Here is a 16,272-nt window from a genome sequence, read left to right on the forward strand (position 1 = left end):
TCGTCATGACCGTGTCCACCACGCCCACGACACCCACCACCACCGGCACGCCCGTCGCCAACCCCTCCCGCACGCGTGCCGCCCGCCGTACCACCCCCCTCTCCGCCGACGAGCTGCGCCGCGACGTGGCGACGGCGATCGGGCTGGCGCCCGAGGCGGTCGAGGGCGACGCCCACCTGGTGCACCTCGGGCTCGGCTCCCTGGAGACGATGCTGCTGGTGACCCGCTGGCGCCGGCAGGGCGTCCCCGTCGACTTCGCCGCCCTGACCGCCGCCCCGACCCTGGACGCCTGGTACCGCCACCTCGGCGAGGCCTGGGCCGCGCGGGACGCGGGGGTGGCGTGATGGGCGCCCTGCTGATCAGCGGCGGGGTGCTCTACCCCGCCGACGCCGCCGACCGGGTCGTCCCGGACGGCGCGGTCCTCGCCGTGGACGGCGTGATCGTCGCGGCCGGGCCGCGCGCCGAGGTCGAGGCGGCCGTCGAACCCCACCACCGCGAGGGACTGCGGACCGTCGACGCCCGCGACCGGATGATCCTGCCCGGCTTCGTCAACGCCCACTGGCACGAGATGTTCGCGATGCGCTTCCCCTTCAAGGGCGCGCTGCGCACCGCCTCGGACCGCGACGACAAGCCCGTCTTCATGGCGCTCGGCGGTGACGTGCCGCAGATCTCCGTGGTCTTCGACGCCTTCCACGACCACGTCGACCGCCTCACCCCCGACGAGGCCCTCGCCATCGCCCGCTACTCGATGTGGACCCAGCTCCGCTCCGGCGTCACCACCCTCGGCGACGTCGGCTCCCTGAACAAACCGCAGGCCCTCGCCCGGGCCGCCCGTGACCTCGGGATGCGGCTGACGGTGAGCACCTGGGCCGCCGACACGGTCTGCGCCCCCGGCGACAGCCGCTTCCGCCGCACCCGTGACACCGACCTCGAACTCCAGCGGATCGAGGAGCTCCTCGACGCCTGCGAGGCCGACCCGGACGGGCTCGTACGGGCCTGGCCGACCTCCGTCTACGGCACCAACATGAGCGACGAACTCGCCGCCGGGTTCGCCGAACTGACGGCCCGCTACGACGTCCCCTTCGCCACCCATGTCGGCGCGCTGCGCAACGAGGCCGACGTGATGCTCGCCTACTACGGGTCCACCCCGGTGCGGCGGTTCGCGGACGCCGGGCTGCTGTCGAAGCGGTTCATGGCGGTGCACTGCGGTTTCGCCGACCCCGGCGAGCGGGCGCTGCTCATCGACGCGGGCGCGCACATCAGCCACTCGCCCGCGAAGTACGGTCAGGCCGGCGAGTCCACGGTCTCCGAGACCCGGGCCATCCCCGAGTTCCGGCGGGCCGGGCTGGACGTGTCGGTCTCCACCGACGGGGCCGCGGTACCGCTCGGCGGGATGCCGGAGGCGATGCGGGCGGTGTGGCAGATCTACAACGAGATGTACGCCGACCCGACCGAGGTGCTGCCCACCGACGCCCTGGCGATGGCCACCCGGCTGCCCGCCCGCGGCCTGGACCAGGCGGACCGCATCGGCAGCCTGGAGCCCGGCAAACAGGCCGACCTGCTGCTCGTCCCCGCCGCCGACTGGCGCTATCTGCTCAACCCGCGCCCCCTGGAGGGCTTCCTGGCGCTCGGCGGGTCGATGGACGTGGAGACGGTGATCGTCGGCGGCCGGGTCCTGATCGAGGACGGCCGCTCCACCGCCCTGGACGAGGACGCCCTGGAGGCGGAGTACCTGGAGGCCCTGTCCTCCTTCACCGTGCGCTGCCTGGGCGTGGACGCCGACGCCGTCGCGGCGGGTCTGCGCCGCCGTACCGAGACGGTCGACCGGCGCCGCCGGGCGGCCGCCGCACACCACACCGGATGGAGGGGACAGTCATGAGCGGCGTACTCCCGGCCCCGGCCGGACACCCGGCCCTGGAAGGCCGTACGGCCCTGGTGACCGGCGCCGCGGGCGGTATCGGCGCGGCGGTGGCCCGCCAGGTCGCCGCCGCCGGCGCCCGCGTCGCCGTCCTGGACGCCGACCGGGCCGCGCTGCGGCCGCTGGCGAAGGAACTGGCGGACAAGGGCGCGCGGGTGCTGACGCTCGGCGCGGACGTGCGCTCCAGCGCCGAGGTGGACGCGGCCGTGGACCGCGCCGAGTCCGAACTCGGGCCGCTGGACTGCCTGGTGAACGCGGCCGGGGTGCTGCGCACCGGCGAGGTCACCGGATACAGCGACGAGGACTGGGACGTCACCTTCGCCGTCAACGCCACCGGCGTCTTCCACGTCAGCCGGGCCGTCGTCACCCGGATGGTGCCGCGCCGGCGCGGCGCGGTCGTCACCGTCGCCTCCAACTCGGCGGGCGTGCCCCGCTGGAACATGGCGGCGTACGCGGCGTCCAAGGCCGCGGCCACCAGCTTCACCAGGACCCTGGGCCTGGAGGTGGCCCGCTACGGCATCCGCTGCAACGTCGTGGCGCCCGGCTCCACCGAGACACCCATGCTCACCTCGATGTACCCGGACGGCGACTTCGCGCGGCCCTCCGTCGAGGGCTCGGCCGCCACCTACCGGGTGGGCATCCCGCTCGGCAAGCTCGCCCGGCCCGAGGACATCGCCCACGCGGTGCTGTTCCTGCTGTCCGAGCAGGCCGCCCACATCACCCTGCACGACCTCGTGGTGGACGGCGGCGCCGCGCTCGGCGCGTGATTCCCGACCTCTCTCCCAACCCTCTTTCCACACACCGGAGTTGACCATGGCGATCCCCCTCATCGACCCGTATCCCATGCCCACCGAGGACGAACTCCCGCACAACACCGCCCCCTGGACGGTGGACCCGGCGCGAGCGGTGCTGCTCGTCCACGACCTGCAGAACTACTTCCTCAGCCCCTTCGGCCACGGCGGCCCCGACGCCGGCGGGCGGCAGCCGCTGACCGATCTCCTCGACCACACCGAGGCGCTGCGCGGGGCGTTCGCCGACGCCGGCGCGCCCGTCGTCTACACCGCCCAGCCCGGCGGGATGACGGACGCCCAGCGCGGCCTGCTCAAGGACTTCTGGGGCGCCGGGATGAGCGCCGACGCCGAGCACCGCGCCATCCCGGAGCGGATCGCCCCCGCGCCCGGCGACGAGGTGTTCACCAAGTGGCGGCCCAGCGCCTTCTGCCGCACCGATCTGCTGGGCCTGCTGCGCCGCACCGGCCGCGACCAGCTGGTGATCTGCGGGGTGTACGCCCATGTCGGCATCCTGATGACCGCGCACGAGGGCTTCTCGCACGACATCCAGACCTTCGTGGTCGGCGACGCGATCGCCGACTTCTCGGCCGCCCGCCACCGGGAGACCCTCGACTACGTCGCCACCCGCTGCTCGGTGACCCTGCCGACGCGGGCCGTGCTCGCGGCGATGGACGGGGGCCGGCCATGAGCGTGCACCCGGTCCTCGAGCGCGTCCTCGGCGCCGACCCGCCCCCCTTCGCCCTGCTGCACCGGCCCGACGCCACCGGGCCCGACCGGATCGACGTCCTCATCGGGCGGGTCGCCGTGCACGAGCTGATCGCCGACATCCCGCTGACCGCCGACACGGAGACGACCGGGGACCTCGCCGGGGACGCGGCCGGTGAGCGGCACGAGGTGCTGGCGCTGCTGCCGTACCGCCAGATCCGCGAGCGCGGGTTCGCCTGCCCCGACGACGGGGCGCCGCTGATCGCCCTCGCGGTGGACGAGCAGGCGGTGCTGCCCCTCACGGAGGTCCTCGAGCGGCTGCCCGATCTGCCGATCGCCATGGACGAGGGCCGCTTCGACGCCGACGACGAGGAGTACGCGGCCCGGGTCCGCCGGGTCCTCGCCGAGGAGATCGGGCGGGGCGCGGGCGCCAACTTCGTCCTCAGGCGTACGTTCACGGCGCGCATCGAGGGCTGGTCGGCGCGGACCGCGCTGTCGTTCTTCCGGCGGCTGGCGGGCCGCAGCCCGGGCAGCCACTGGTCGTTCGTGGTGCACACCGGGGACCGCACGTTCGTCGGGGCCTCCCCGGAGCGGCATGTGAGCCTGGACGCCGGCCGGATCGTCATGAACCCGATCAGCGGGACGTACCGCTATCCGGCGGGCGGCCCGGACCCGGCCGAGGTGCTCTCCTTCCTCGCCGACCCGAAGGAGGCCAATGAGCTGTACATGGTCCTCGACGAGGAGCTGAAGATGACCGGCCGGGTCTGCGACCTGGGCGGACGGGTCACGGGGCCGTTCCTGAAGGAGATGGACCGGCTCGCCCACACCGAGTACCTGATCGAGGGGCACAGTTCCCTGGACGTCCGGGAGATCCTGCGCGAGACGCTGCTCGCGCCGACCGTCACCGGCGGCCCGCTGGAGAGCGCCTGCGAGGTGATCAGCCGTCACGAGCCGGAGGGGCGGGGGCACTACGCCGGGGTCGCGGCGCTGATCGGGCGGGACGCGGCGGGGGAGCGGCGGATGGACTCCGCGATCCTCATCCGCACCGCCGAGATCGACACGGCGGGCCGGGTGCGGATCCCGGTGGGAGCCACGCTGGTGCGCGACTCCGACCCGGTGGCCGAGGCCGCGGAGACCCGGGCCAAGGCGGCCGGTCTGATCGAGGCGCTGCGGGCGCCGGCGGGCGCTCCCGCGGGGGCGCCGGGGGAGCGGCAAAGTCCGCTGTCGGCGGATCCGCGGGTGCGGGCCGCGCTGGCCGAGCGCAACGGGCCGCTCGCGGGGTTCTGGTTCCGGGACCCGGGCGAGCGGGTGCGGCCGGACGCGGCGCTGGCGGGGCGCCGGGTGCTGGTGATCGACGCCGAGGACACCTTCACCCACATGGCACGTCATCTGCTCCAGGCGCGCGGTCTGCGCATCGACGTACGCCGGCACGACGAGGACTTCCGGCTCGGCGCGTACGACCTGGTGATCGTGGGGCCGGGGCCCGGTGACCCCCGGGACACCGCCGACCCGAAGATCGCCCGGATGCGCGCGGTGACCGCCGAACTGCTGCGGCGCGGGATCCCGTTCCTCTCCGTCTGCCTGGGCCACCAGGTGCTCAGCACCCTGCTGGGGCTGCCGCTGGTCCGCCGGGAGGTGCCCAGCCAGGGCGTGCAGCGGGTGGTGGACTGCTTCGGGCGCCGTGAACCGGTGGGCTTCTACAACACGTTCGCCGCCCACAGCGCGGCCGAGCTGCTCGACTGCCCCGGCCGCGAGGGCCTGGTGCGGGTGTTCCGGGAGGCGGACGGCGAGGTGCACGCGCTGCGCGGGCCCGGCTTCGCCTCGGTCCAGTTCCATCCCGCGTCGGTGCTGACGCGACGCGGCCCCGAACTGCTCGCGGAGCTGCTCACGGACCTGCTCGGAGAGGTAACGGGCCCTTATCGGGAGGCCGTTGTCCGGGCTGCGATACCGGCATAGCGTTTTTGGTGGTAGCAGAGCCCGGTCGGTTCCGGCCCGGCCGCACCCTGTCTCGTCGCCCCTTTGGAAGGAACCGTCCGATGCGCTTCGACAACATCTGGATCGCCGGCACCGGAGGCACCCTCGGCGCGTTCGAGCCGGTGGCCGACGCGGTCGCCGACGGCCGGTACTCGGCCGAGGCCGCCGAGAGCACCGGCATGGTCAGCTACGCACGGGCCACCCAGGCACCGCCCGAGATGGCGGTCACCGCCGGCCGGCAGGCCGTCAAGGAGGCGCTGGAGAAGGGCGCGCGCGTCGACAGCGACACCGTGCTGCTGCACAGCCACGGCCACTTCCAGGGCATCGACCTGTGGCCCGCCGCCTGCTGGATCGCCCGGGAACTCCTCGGCGAGCACGTCGACTCCACACCCACGACCGTGGGTGCCTGGTCCAACGGCTCCCTGGCCGCCCTCGACGTCGCCGCCTCCACGCTGATCGCCCGCCCCGACGTGCCGTCCGCGCTGATCACCCTCGCCGACCGCTTCGCGCCCCCCACCGACCGCTTCCACACCTCCCCCGGCATGGTCTTCGGCGACGGCGCCGCCGCCGGGGTCGTCACCCGGGACACCGGACGGCTGCGGCTGCGCTCACTGGTGAGCCGTACCGACACCGTGCTGGAGGGCCTCTCCCGGGGCGCCGAGCCGTTCCGCACCGCCCCCGAGGGACAGCCCGACATGCGGCGCAGGACACGGGAGTTCCTCGCCTCCGGCGAGGTCTCGCTGCGCGACGTGCACACCCGGGTCGCCGACTGCACCCGGCAGGTCGTGGCCCGCGCCCTGGACGAGGCCGGCGTCGACGCCGACGGGATCGACTGGTTCCTCACCCCGTTCGTCGGCCGGACCCTCTACCGCGAGAGCTTCGTACGCCCCCTCGGCATCACCCCGCGCAACACCGTCCACGAACTCGGTCTGACCATCGGCCACCTCGGGCCCTGCGACCAGATGTACGGCCTCGACCACCTGCTCAGGAACGACCTGCTCGGCCCCGGCGACCGCATCCTCGTGATCGGCACCGGCATGGGCTTCACCTTCTCGGCGGCGGTCCTGACGGCCGACGGCGTCTGAGCGTCCCCCCGCCCCGCCTCTCACAGAAACGGATCCCGACCATGACTCCCTTTCGTGCCGCGAGCCTCGCCCCCGCTCTGCCCGCCGCCGCGGCGTCCGGTGCCGCCGCGACGCTGCCCAGCCCGGACGCGCTGCGCGCACAGATCCCGCTGTCCGGCCTCGCGAAGAAGACCACCGCCCTGGCCCGCCGGGACATCACCCGCGTCCTGAACGGCCAGGACGACCGCGTGGTCGTCATCACCGGCCCCTGTTCGGTGCACGACCCCGACGCCGCCCTCGGCTACGCGGAGCGGCTGTCCGCGCTGGCCGCCGAGAGCCGCGAGCAGCTCATCGTCGTCATGCGGGTGTACGTCGAGAAGCCGCGCACCCGGCTCGGCTGGAAGGGGCTGCTCAGCGACCCCCGCCTGGACGGTTCCGACGACCTGCCCAGCGGGCTCGGCCTGGCGCGCGGTCTGATGGCCCAGATCGCCGGCACCGGGCTGCCGGTGGCCTGCGAGTTCCTCGACCCGCTCGTCCCGCACTACCTGGCCGACGCGGTCGCCTGGGGCGCGATCGGCGCCCGGACCGTGCAGAGCCAGGTGCACCGCCAGCTCTCCAGCGGGCTCGGCCTGCCCGTCGGCTTCAAGAACACCACCGACGGCGGGGTCCGGGACGCCGTGGACGCCGTCGTCTCCGCCTCCCACCCGCACGTCTACCCCGGCATCGGCGGGGACGGCCGGGCCGCCGTCGTCGCGACCGAGGGCAACCCCGCCGGCCATGTCGTCCTGCGCGGCGGCGCCGACGGCCCCAACTACGGCCCCGACGCGGTCGCCGCCGCCCTCGCCGAACTGGCCGCTGCGGGACTGCCGCAGCAGCTCGTCGTCGACGCCAGCCACGGCAACAGCAACAAGGACCACGAGCGTCAGCCGCTCGTCGTCGCCGACCTCGCCCGCCGGATCGCCGCCGGGGAGCGCGGGGTGGCCGGCGTGATGATCGAGAGCTTCCTCGCGGCGGGCCGCCAGGACCTCGAACTCGGCCGCACCGACCGCCTCGTCTACGGCCAGAGCGTCACCGACGCCTGCGTGGACTGGCCGACCACGGCCCGCATGGTCGACGAACTGGCCGCGGCGGTCGACGCCCGCAGGGCCCTCGTGACCCCGGCGCACTGAACCCACCCCGACATCCCCGCACGAACCCATCCGAGAGGAACCCCTGCCGTGGCCGTCACCACGAGTTCGTCCCTGCCCCTGGCGCGTGTCCTGGACGGCGCCCGCACCGGTGCCCTGCACCGCCGGTCCATCGAGGTCCCCGCGGCCGTCGCCGAGCGGGCCGAGGTGTACGCCACGGCCGCGCTGGCCGCGCTCGTGCACCGCTACACCGGAGAGACCGATCTGCTGACCGGACGCCGGCGCGACCCGGACCGCGTCGAGCCGCTCGCGCTGCGCGTCGACGGCGGCACGACCGCCGCCGAGCTGCTGCGGACCGTGTCCGAGGCGCCCGTGGTCACCGACCCCGGCACCGGCCGCCCCGCCCACGCCGCCGTCGACACCACCGGACCCCTCACCCGGGCGCTCGCGGCGCTCACCCTCTCGGTCACCGCCGAAGGCTTCGAACTCGCCCTGGACGGCGACGAGTTCGACGCGACCGCCGCCGACCAGTACGCCCGTCACCTGGAGCGGGTCCTCGCCGCCCTGGTGGCCGAACCGGACGGCGCCGTACGGGACATCGCCCTGCTCACCGACGAGGAGCTGCACCGCACCCTGGTCGAGTGGAACGACACCGAGGGCCCGGTCGGCCCCGCCTTCTTCCACGAGCTGGTCGCCGAGCACGCCCGCCGCACCCCCGACGCCCTCGCCGTCATCCTGCCGGGCACCCGGCTGACGTACCGCGAACTCGACGGCCGCGCCAACCAGTTGGCGCACCGCCTGACCGCCCGCGGGGTCAGGCCCGGCGACCGGGTCGGGGTCTGCTTCCCCCGGAGCGCGGAGAGCCTGATCGCCCAGCTCGCCTGCTTCAAGCTGGCCTGCGCGGCGATCCTCCTCGACAGCGACTTCCCCGCCGACCGCGTCCGCTACATGGTCCAGGACGCCTCCGCCGCGCTCGTGCTGACCCTCGCCGCCCACGAGGACAAGGTCAGCGGGCTCGCCCCGGTCCTCGCACTGGACACCGACGACTGGCGCACCGAGCCGGACACCGAGGTCGCCGAGCCCGTCGGCGCCGACGACCTGATCCACATCTGCTACACCTCCGGCTCCACCGGCGCCCCCAAGGCCGTCATGGTCCGCTTCGGCGCCGCCCGCAACCTGATCCACAGCATGGCCGAGCTGACCGGCACCACCGGCGCCTCCCAGGGCACCTGGCTGGCCGCCCCCGGCTACGGCATGATCGAGGTCGAGTGCTTCCCGGTGCTCGCCCGCGGCGGCACCGTGCACATCCCCGACGTGTCCGTGGTCTCCTCCGAGCACCGCCTCCAGGAGTGGTTCCTGCGCGAGGGCATCACCACCACCCTGCTGATGAAGCCGATGGCCGAGCGGCTGTGGCGCCTGGAGTGGCCCGAGGACACCCCGCTGGAGAACATCCGCGTCTGCGGCGAGCGCATCCAGTCCTGGCCCCCGGCCGGTCTGCCGTTCCGCCTGATCAACCTGTACGGCTCGGCCGAGGCCACCGTCGTCGCGAGCTGCGACATCACCGCGCTCGGCGAGGAGCTCGGCGCGCGGGGCCGCGCCCGCCGCCTCCCGCCGATCGGCCGCCCGACGACCAACGTCACCACGTACGTCCTCGACGAGGAGCTGCGCCCGCTGCCGCCGGGCCTGGTGGGCGAGCTGTGCATCGCCGGCGTCAGCCTCTCGGCCGGCTATCTGGGCCGCCCGGAGGCCACCGCCGAGAAGTGGATCACCAACCCGATCGACCCGGCCCGCCACCCCGTGATGTACCGCACGGGCGACCTCGCCCGGTACTGGCCGGACGGCAGCATCGAGATCGTCGGCCGCACCGACAACCAGGTCAAGGTGCGCGGCAACCGGGTCCACCTCGGCGAGATCGAGGTCGTCCTGACCACCCTGCCCGGAGTGAACCAGGCCGCGGTCCTCGCCCACCGGGACAGCCTGGGAGACGTCCAGCTCACCGCGTACATCGAGCCGGGCGTCGAGGCGGCTCCCTCGGTACGGGACCTGCGGCGCGGCCTGGCCCAGCGGCTGCCGTCGTTCATGGTGCCGGCGGTGTACGTCATCGGCGGCCTCCCCACCAGCGTCAACGGCAAGATCGACCGGGCCGCGCTGCCCGAGCCGCCCCGCTCGCGCCCCGAGCTGGACACCCCCTACCAGGCGCCCGCCGGCGCGCTGGAGGAGGCACTGCTCGGACTGTGGACCAAGGTCCTGGAGCTCGACGGGGTGGGCGTGCGCGACAACTTCTTCGAGCTGGGCGGCGACTCCCTGCGCGCGGCGCGGCTGACGAACCTGGTGCGCGAGGAGTTCCCGGTGGACATCGAGATCGTCGACCTCTTCGACGAGCCGACCGTGGCGAGGATGGCGGCCCTGGTCGCGGACCGGATCCCGGCGGCGGCCTGAGCCCGGGAAGCGGAAGGCCCCGCCGGACCGTCCGGCGGGGCCTTCGTGTGTACGGGACTGTCGGGCCGTATGGGAGCGGGGGGGCTGGTACGGGGGCAGGGGGCGTACGGGACGGCCGGGTCGTACGGCCTTCACGCGGCCGTGGGCACCGGCTCCGCCAGCCAGCCGTCGACCGCGGCCATGAAGGCGTCGTGGTGGCCGTACCAGGTGAGATGTCCGGCGCCCTCGACCGAGCGGACCTCCACCCCCTGCCCGCTCAGCGTCTCGACGGCCTCCGGCGGGACGAACCGGCTGGGCTCCGGCCGGACCATCAGGGAGGGCACCCCGGCCGGCGGGGCGAACTCCCGGCCCGCCACGGAGGCGAACAGGCTCACCGAGGTGGCCACGTCGAACTGCCCGGCCGCCCGCGCCTCCACCTCCCGGTCCCGCTGCCGCCAGCCGGGTTCCTGCCGGTCGAGGGCGTCGAGGGTACGGCGGGCCTTGGCCTTGGTGTAGACGGCGGTGAGCGTCGGCGGGTCCACGTCGAGCCGGCTCGGGCCGAACGGGGTGTCCACGTACACCACCCGGCGCGGGGCGATCCGTTCCAGCGCGGACGCGAGGACGAAGGCGCCCATCGAGTGGCCGACGGCGAGGTCGGGCGCGGCCGGCACGGACCGTACGAGCGCCTCGACGAAGTCGTCCAGCCCGGCGTCCGGGGCGGCGGGGGAGAGCCCGTGTCCCGGCAGATCCACCGCCACCACCCGGTATCCGCGGCCGGCCAGCGCCGGGCCGATCTCCCACCAGCATTCCGAACTGCTCAGCATTCCGTGGACGAGGACGGCGGTCTTCTCACCCGTGCCCCACCGGCGTATGTGAAGAGTCATGCCGGGAAGGCTAATCGCGCGCAATTCCCCCCGGGCTTCCACGCGGTGACACCTCGTTATGGAAACGAGAAGCCGCCGCCCCGGTGGGGGGCGGCGGCTTCTCGTTCCCGGGAAATCAGCGGGCCGTGCTCTCCAATTGCTGAAGTATTCTCTTCAGTTGGAGTTCCCGGTTCTGTTCGCCCACCGCCTTGAGCAGCGGCAGCATCAGCAGATAGCGGCCGGTGCGGTCGAGCTCCTCGAACCGGGCCGCGGCGTCGGGCCGTTCGGCGAGGGCCGCGGTGAGCCCGGCCGGGACCTCGGCGCGGGCCTGGCCCTCGTAGGCGGCGTCCCAGCGGCCGTCGGCCTGGGCGGCGCGGATCTCGGCGAGGCCCGGCTCACGCATCCGGCCGGCCTCGATCAGCGCCTCCACCTTGCGGATGTTGACCATCGACCAGACGCTGCGGGCCCGGCGGGGGGTGAGTTTCTGGAGGAAGAAGCGCGCGTCGAGGGATTGCCGACGGGCCGGGATCCAGCCGTAGCACAGGGCCACGTCGAGGGCCTGGACCGCGTCGACGGACCGGATCCCGGACCCCTTCTTGGCGATCTTCAGCCATACCCCGTCGGTGTTCCGGTGATTTTCCTCGAACCAGTTCTCCAGCTCGTTCTCGTCGGGAAAGTGGATCGCCCCGGTGCTGTCGTTCGAATCCGTACGCGAGGTCATGCGGGAATGCGCCCCCGTTCAGGTGCCGATGAAATCGGTGGTGCCGTGCAGCCACGCCACCACGTCGTGCAGGTCCTCGGCGGAGTGCCCGGCGAGGAGCGCGTCGCGCTCGGCGGCACGGGCCCCGGCCGGGTGGTAGAGCTCGCTGCCCATCCAGCGGGCGGTGTGGGTGGTGCGGGCGGTGCGCTCACGGCGTACCGCGTTGTACTTCTCCAGGCGCTGCGGCATGTCGGCCGGGTCGCAGCGCAGCAGGGTCGCGAGCGCGACCGCGTCCTCCAGGGCCATGCAGGCGCCCTGGGCGGCGTACTGGAGCATCGGGTGGGCGGCGTCGCCGGTCAGCGCGACGCGGCCGTCCACCCAGGTGTCGACGGGGTCGCGGTCGCACAGCACCCAGATCCGCCAGTCCCGCCCCAGCTCCAGCAGCCGCCGTGCGCCGTCGGCGAGTCGGGCGAACTCGGCGAGGACCTCCTCGCGGCCGGCGGGCGCGCCGGTGATCTCCTCGCGGGCGCCGTCGTCGCGGGTGGCGGCGAGGTTGAGGTGGTCGCCGCCGCCGATCGGATAGTGCACGAAGTGCCATCCCGGGCCGGCCCACAGGGTCACCGCGCGGGTCCTGAGCCGCTCGGGCACCTCGGACATCGGGATGACGGCGCGGTAGATGGTGTGGCCGGAGATCCGCGGGGGACCGTCGCCGACGAGCTGCTCGCGTACGGCGGAACGCAGTCCGTCGGCGCCGATGAGGACGTCGGCGGTGAACCGGTCGCCGGCCGCGGTCAGCGCGGTCGCCCGCCCGGCCCGCTGGGTGTAGCCGGTGACGCGGTGCCCGCCGAGGAGCTCCACGCCGGCGTCGGCACAGCCGTCGAGGAGCGCCCGGTGCAGGTCGGCGCGGTGGACGACGGCGTAGGGGTTGCCGAAGCGGGCGCGGTAGCCGCCGGTCAGCGGCATCGCGGTGATCCGGCGGCCGGTGGTGCCGTCCATGAAACGGAGTTCGTCGATGAAGTCGGCGCGGGCCGCGACCCGCTCGCGGACGCCGAGGACGTCCAGGGCGTGGAAGGCGTTCGGGGCGAGCTGGATGCCCGCGCCGATCTCGCCGAACTCCGGGCGGCTCTCCAGGACGGTCACCCGGTTTCCGTTGCGGGCCTGGCCGAGCGCGACGGCCAGCCCGCCGATGCCGCCGCCCGCGACGAGTATGTGAGTCATGGCTCGTTCCTGATCCTCTCCGCAAACGCGAACCGCGCTCCACGCGAACCGCGATGGTGAACGGCCGGCCCTCGGGGGGTGGGAGGGCCGGCCGTGTCAGGGGTTGCAGGTGCTACTTGGCGGCGGCCGCGGCACCCGCCGGGGCGGTCACCGGCTCCGTCGCCGGGGCCGGCCGGGGGGCGGCCTGGGCGACCGCCGTGCCGCGCAGGCCCAGGACCGAGACGGCGACGATGCCGGCCGACAGGGCGCCGGTGAACCAGAACGCCGACTGGAAGCCGTCGATCGGGATGGCGCGGACCGCGCCGTCGGCGATGCCGGCGAGCGCCACGCCGACCGCGAGGCACAGCCCGACGCCGAGCTGGCGGCCGGAGTTGTACAGGCCGGAGGCGAGACCCATCTGCGGTCCCGCGACCCCGCTGGTCGCGGCGACCGCCGTGGTGATCATCATGACGGTGACACCGAGGCCGAGCAGGACCCCGCCGGGCAGCACCACCAGCAGGTACGAGCTGCTCGCGGTGACCTGGGCGAGCAGCGCCGAACCGGCGGCGAGGAGCAGCCCGCCGATGGTCAGGGTGTGGCGGGCGCCCAGCCGCTCGGTGAGCCGGATCACCGGGACGCTCGCGAGGAAGACCGTGAACGCCTGCGGGAAGAAGGCGAGGCCGGTCTTGACGGCGGAGTAGTGCAGGACCTGCTGGAGGTAGAGGGTGATGAAGAAGGTCGACACCGACATCACACCGCCGGACAGGAACGCGATGCCGTTGCCGGAGGACAGACTGCGGTTGCGGAAGATCGACAGCGGCACGAGCGGGGCCGCGACGCGGGTCTGGACGAACAGGAACGCGAGCAGCAGGACGGTGCCGGCGGTCAGCGAGGCGACGACGGGGGTGGAGCTCCAGCCTTCGTCGGAGGCGACGGTCAGGCCGTAGCTGAAGGCGCACATCGCGGAGGTGACGAGGATCGCGCCCGGGATGTCGAGCTTCGTGGAGCGGGTGGCGTGGTGGTCGGCGGCGAGCTTCCGCGCGGCGAGCACCACCAGGACGATCCCGACGGGCAGGTTGACCAGCATCACCGCACGCCAGCTGATGTACTCGGTGAGCAGCCCGCCGGCCGCGACACCGCCGGAGAAACCGGCCGAGGAGACGGCGCCGAAGACGCCCATCGCCTTCACCCGCTCCTTGCCCTCCGGGAACCCGGCGGCGATCAGCGCGAGCACGGCCGGGGAGACGGCCGCCGCGGCCAGCCCCTGCAGGGCGCGGGCGGCGACCAGGACGAACGGCGCGGTGGCGAGACCGCCGACCAGCGAGGCCAGGGTGAACACGGTGAGCCCGGCGACGAACAGCCGCTTGCGGCCGATGACGTCGCCCGCCCGGCCGCCGAGCAGCAGGAAACCGCCGTAGAAGAGCGCGTAGGCGCCGACGACCCACTGCAGGCCGCTGTCGGTGAAGCCCAGGTCGCGCTGCATGCCGCCGAGGGCGACGTTCACGATGGCGAAGTCGAGGGCGAGCATGAACTGCGCGGTGCACAGCAGGAGGAGCGGCGGTCGCCCGCCGGTGGTGCCGGCCATGGCATTCCTTTCGGATATTCAATGGGGGGGTCGGAAGAGGGAAGTCGGAAGAGGGAAGTCGGAAGAGGGAAGTCGGAAGAGGGAGGTCGGGAGAGGGAGGTCGGGTGATACCGGTCAACGTCGGTGACCGGTAGTGTCTGGGGGATGACAGGAAAAACGCGGGTGCGGCAGCCCGGGGACCGCGAGGTGGCGCCGGGCCGGCTCGCCCTGGTGCAGTCCTTCGTCAACAGCCTCAACGTCGAGTTCGGACCGGACGAGTTCGCCACCGTCGAGGGGTTCACCCGCTGGCTCGGCGCCTACGGCCCACCGGGCGCCGCGAGCGAGGTCACCGAGGCCGACCGCAGGCGCGCGGTCGAACTCCGCGAGGCCCTGCGGGCGTTGCTGCGGGAGAACAACGGCGGTGACCCCGACCCGCAGGCCCGTGCCACCGTCGCCCGGCTCGCCGAGCGGCTCCCGCTGGTCGTGGACGTCGACCCGGCGACCGGACTTCCGGGCCTGCGGCCCGTCCACGACGGGGCCCGGGGCCTGATGGCACAGGTCCTCGGCATCGTCGTGGAGGCCACCGGGGACGGCAGCTGGCAGCGGCTGAAGTCCTGTCACGACCACCGCTGTTCCTGGGCGTTCTACGACCGCGCCCGCAACCGCTCCGGCCGCTGGTGCTCCATGGCCGTGTGCGGCACCCGCTCCAAGATGACCGTGTACCGGCAGGGGCTGAGGACACCCCGGACGACGGCCGCGACGGGCGGCTGACGCGGTCACGGCGCGTACTCCTTGCCCAGGACCAGCCGCGCCACCGTGAGCTTGGTGGCCGCCGCGGTGCCGTCGGCGAGCTGGAGCCCGATGACGTCCCGCAGCCGCTGCGCCACCGGCCCGTCCTCGCTCCAGCCCAGCTGGCCGAGGGTCAGCAGCGCCTGGTGGGTGGCCTCCACGGCCGCCTTCGGCGCCCACCACTTCGCCATGTTCGACGGGATCCGGGGATCCTCGCCCCGGTCCGCCCGGCACAGCGCCTCGTACGCGACGAGCCGCGCCGCGTGCAGCAGCGTGGAGTGCTCCACCAGCGGGAACGTCACCGACTGGAACCGTCCGAGGGGCTGCCCGAACGCGCTGCGGCGGCTCGCGTGGGCGTACGCCTCCGCCAGCGCCGCGTCCCCGACCGCGATCGCCATCAGCGCGATGTACGCCCGGGAGACCCCGAAGCCCCGCATCACGGCCGCGAAGCCGCCGCCCGGCTCGCCGACCAGCTCGTCCCGCCCGACCCGCAGACCGTCCAGCAGGATCCGGCCCCGGCCGCCGGCCTTGCAGCCGAGGTCGGTCAGCCGCTCGCGCCGCACCTCGGGCCCGTCCAGCGGGACGTAGAAGGCGCTGATGCCCCGGGCGCCCTCCCCGCCGGTGCGGGCGAAGACCAGGGCGTGGGTGGCGTGCGCCGCGATCATGATCGAGGTCTTCTCGCCGGTCAGCACCCAGCCGTCCCCGTCCGGCCGCGCGGCCATCCGGATGCCGGCCGCGTCCGTGCCGTGGTCCGGCTCGGTCAGCGCCAGCGCGACCACTGCCTCGCCGCGCGCGATCGGCGGCAGCCAGGCCGCCCGCTGCCCGGAGGTGCCGTTGTCGGCGAGGACCCCGCCGATGAGCGCCGCGTTGAGCACCGGGAAGCACACCGACAGATCGGCAGCCGCCAGCTTCTCCAGCGCGAGACCCGCGCTGACCGCGTCCAGGCCGAGACCGCCGTACTCCACCGGGATCCTGAGCGCGAACAGGTCCGCGGCGGCCAGGTCGGCGATCAGGTCCGGGCGGTAGGTGCCGGAGCGGTCCTGCTCCTGCCGGTGCGGGGCGATCCGGTCGGCGGCGAACTCGGCCACCCGCTTGGCCAGGTCGTTCTGCGGCGCGGTGAACGTGAAGTCCATGGGGCTGTGCTTCCTTCTCTCGGGGCGGG

At 73.9% G+C, this 16,272-nt stretch carries 14 protein-coding genes; 9 read left to right on the forward strand and 5 right to left on the reverse strand.

All coding sequences use genetic code 11. The features are described 5' to 3' along the window. The first annotated feature begins 5 nt into the window (after positions 1-5). From OG852_RS27875 to OG852_RS27910, 8 genes are all read left to right on the forward strand, one after another. Positions 6-344, forward strand: a complete 339-nt coding sequence (locus OG852_RS27875) for a phosphopantetheine-binding protein (RefSeq protein WP_330349316.1) — start codon at positions 6-8, stop codon at positions 342-344. Beyond that, positions 344-1,879, forward strand: coding sequence for an amidohydrolase family protein (locus OG852_RS27880; RefSeq protein ID WP_133912206.1), 1,536 nt, complete (start codon positions 344-346; stop codon positions 1,877-1,879). The genes OG852_RS27875 and OG852_RS27880 overlap by 1 nt, the downstream gene beginning before the upstream one ends. Continuing rightward, positions 1,876-2,685 (forward strand): 2,3-dihydro-2,3-dihydroxybenzoate dehydrogenase, encoded by an 810-nt coding sequence (locus OG852_RS27885; RefSeq protein WP_133912207.1) that lies wholly within the window; start codon positions 1,876-1,878, stop codon positions 2,683-2,685. Before OG852_RS27880 ends, OG852_RS27885 begins: the two co-directional genes overlap by 4 nt. 46 nt (positions 2,686-2,731) lie before the next feature. Next, positions 2,732-3,397 carry an isochorismatase family protein gene (locus tag OG852_RS27890; RefSeq protein ID WP_330349317.1) on the forward strand — a complete coding sequence of 222 codons (666 nt, stop codon included), beginning with the start codon at positions 2,732-2,734 and terminating at the stop codon, positions 3,395-3,397. After that, positions 3,394-5,370 (forward strand): anthranilate synthase family protein, encoded by a 1,977-nt coding sequence (locus OG852_RS27895; protein WP_330349318.1) that lies wholly within the window; start codon positions 3,394-3,396, stop codon positions 5,368-5,370. Before OG852_RS27890 ends, OG852_RS27895 begins: the two co-directional genes overlap by 4 nt. An 80-nt stretch (positions 5,371-5,450) precedes the next feature. Then, positions 5,451-6,473 (forward strand): ketoacyl-ACP synthase III family protein, encoded by a 1,023-nt coding sequence (locus OG852_RS27900; protein WP_133912210.1) that lies wholly within the window; start codon positions 5,451-5,453, stop codon positions 6,471-6,473. Between the two features lie 41 nt (positions 6,474-6,514). Further along, complete coding sequence (locus OG852_RS27905; RefSeq protein ID WP_133912211.1) at positions 6,515-7,621, forward strand: 3-deoxy-7-phosphoheptulonate synthase; 1,107 nt, start codon at positions 6,515-6,517, stop codon at positions 7,619-7,621. 48 nt (positions 7,622-7,669) lie between these two features. Next, complete coding sequence (locus tag OG852_RS27910; RefSeq protein ID WP_133912212.1) at positions 7,670-10,018, forward strand: non-ribosomal peptide synthetase; 2,349 nt, start codon at positions 7,670-7,672, stop codon at positions 10,016-10,018. A gap of 131 nt (positions 10,019-10,149) precedes the next feature. Here the strand turns inward: OG852_RS27910 and OG852_RS27915 are convergent, their stop codons facing one another. The 4 genes from OG852_RS27915 to OG852_RS27930 form a co-directional block, all read right to left on the reverse strand. Beyond that, on the reverse strand, positions 10,150-10,881 hold the full coding sequence (locus tag OG852_RS27915) for an alpha/beta fold hydrolase (protein WP_133912213.1): 732 nt from the start codon (positions 10,879-10,881) through the stop codon (positions 10,150-10,152). Between the two features lie 115 nt (positions 10,882-10,996). Continuing rightward, on the reverse strand, positions 10,997-11,581 hold the full coding sequence (locus OG852_RS27920; protein ID WP_133912214.1) for a YdeI/OmpD-associated family protein: 585 nt from the start codon (positions 11,579-11,581) through the stop codon (positions 10,997-10,999). An 18-nt stretch (positions 11,582-11,599) separates the two neighbouring features. Continuing rightward, on the reverse strand, positions 11,600-12,778 hold the full coding sequence (locus OG852_RS27925; protein WP_133912215.1) for an FAD-dependent monooxygenase: 1,179 nt from the start codon (positions 12,776-12,778) through the stop codon (positions 11,600-11,602). 112 nt (positions 12,779-12,890) lie between these two features. After that, positions 12,891-14,342: an MFS transporter gene (locus OG852_RS27930; protein ID WP_133912216.1), complete on the reverse strand. Its 1,452-nt coding sequence runs from the start codon at positions 14,340-14,342 to the stop codon at positions 12,891-12,893. Between the two features lie 144 nt (positions 14,343-14,486). Here OG852_RS27930 and OG852_RS27935 point away from each other — a divergent pair, with 144 nt between their 5' ends. Further along, on the forward strand, positions 14,487-15,092 hold the full coding sequence (locus OG852_RS27935; RefSeq protein ID WP_133912217.1) for a CGNR zinc finger domain-containing protein: 606 nt from the start codon (positions 14,487-14,489) through the stop codon (positions 15,090-15,092). 5 nt (positions 15,093-15,097) lie between these two features. Here the strand turns inward: OG852_RS27935 and OG852_RS27940 are convergent, their stop codons facing one another. Further along, positions 15,098-16,243, reverse strand: coding sequence for an acyl-CoA dehydrogenase family protein (locus OG852_RS27940; RefSeq protein WP_133912218.1), 1,146 nt, complete (start codon positions 16,241-16,243; stop codon positions 15,098-15,100). Positions 16,244-16,272: the final 29 nt, after the last annotated feature.

It is taken from the genome of Streptomyces sp. NBC_00582, assembly GCF_036345155.1.
Lineage (GTDB): Bacteria > Actinomycetota > Actinomycetes > Streptomycetales > Streptomycetaceae > Streptomyces.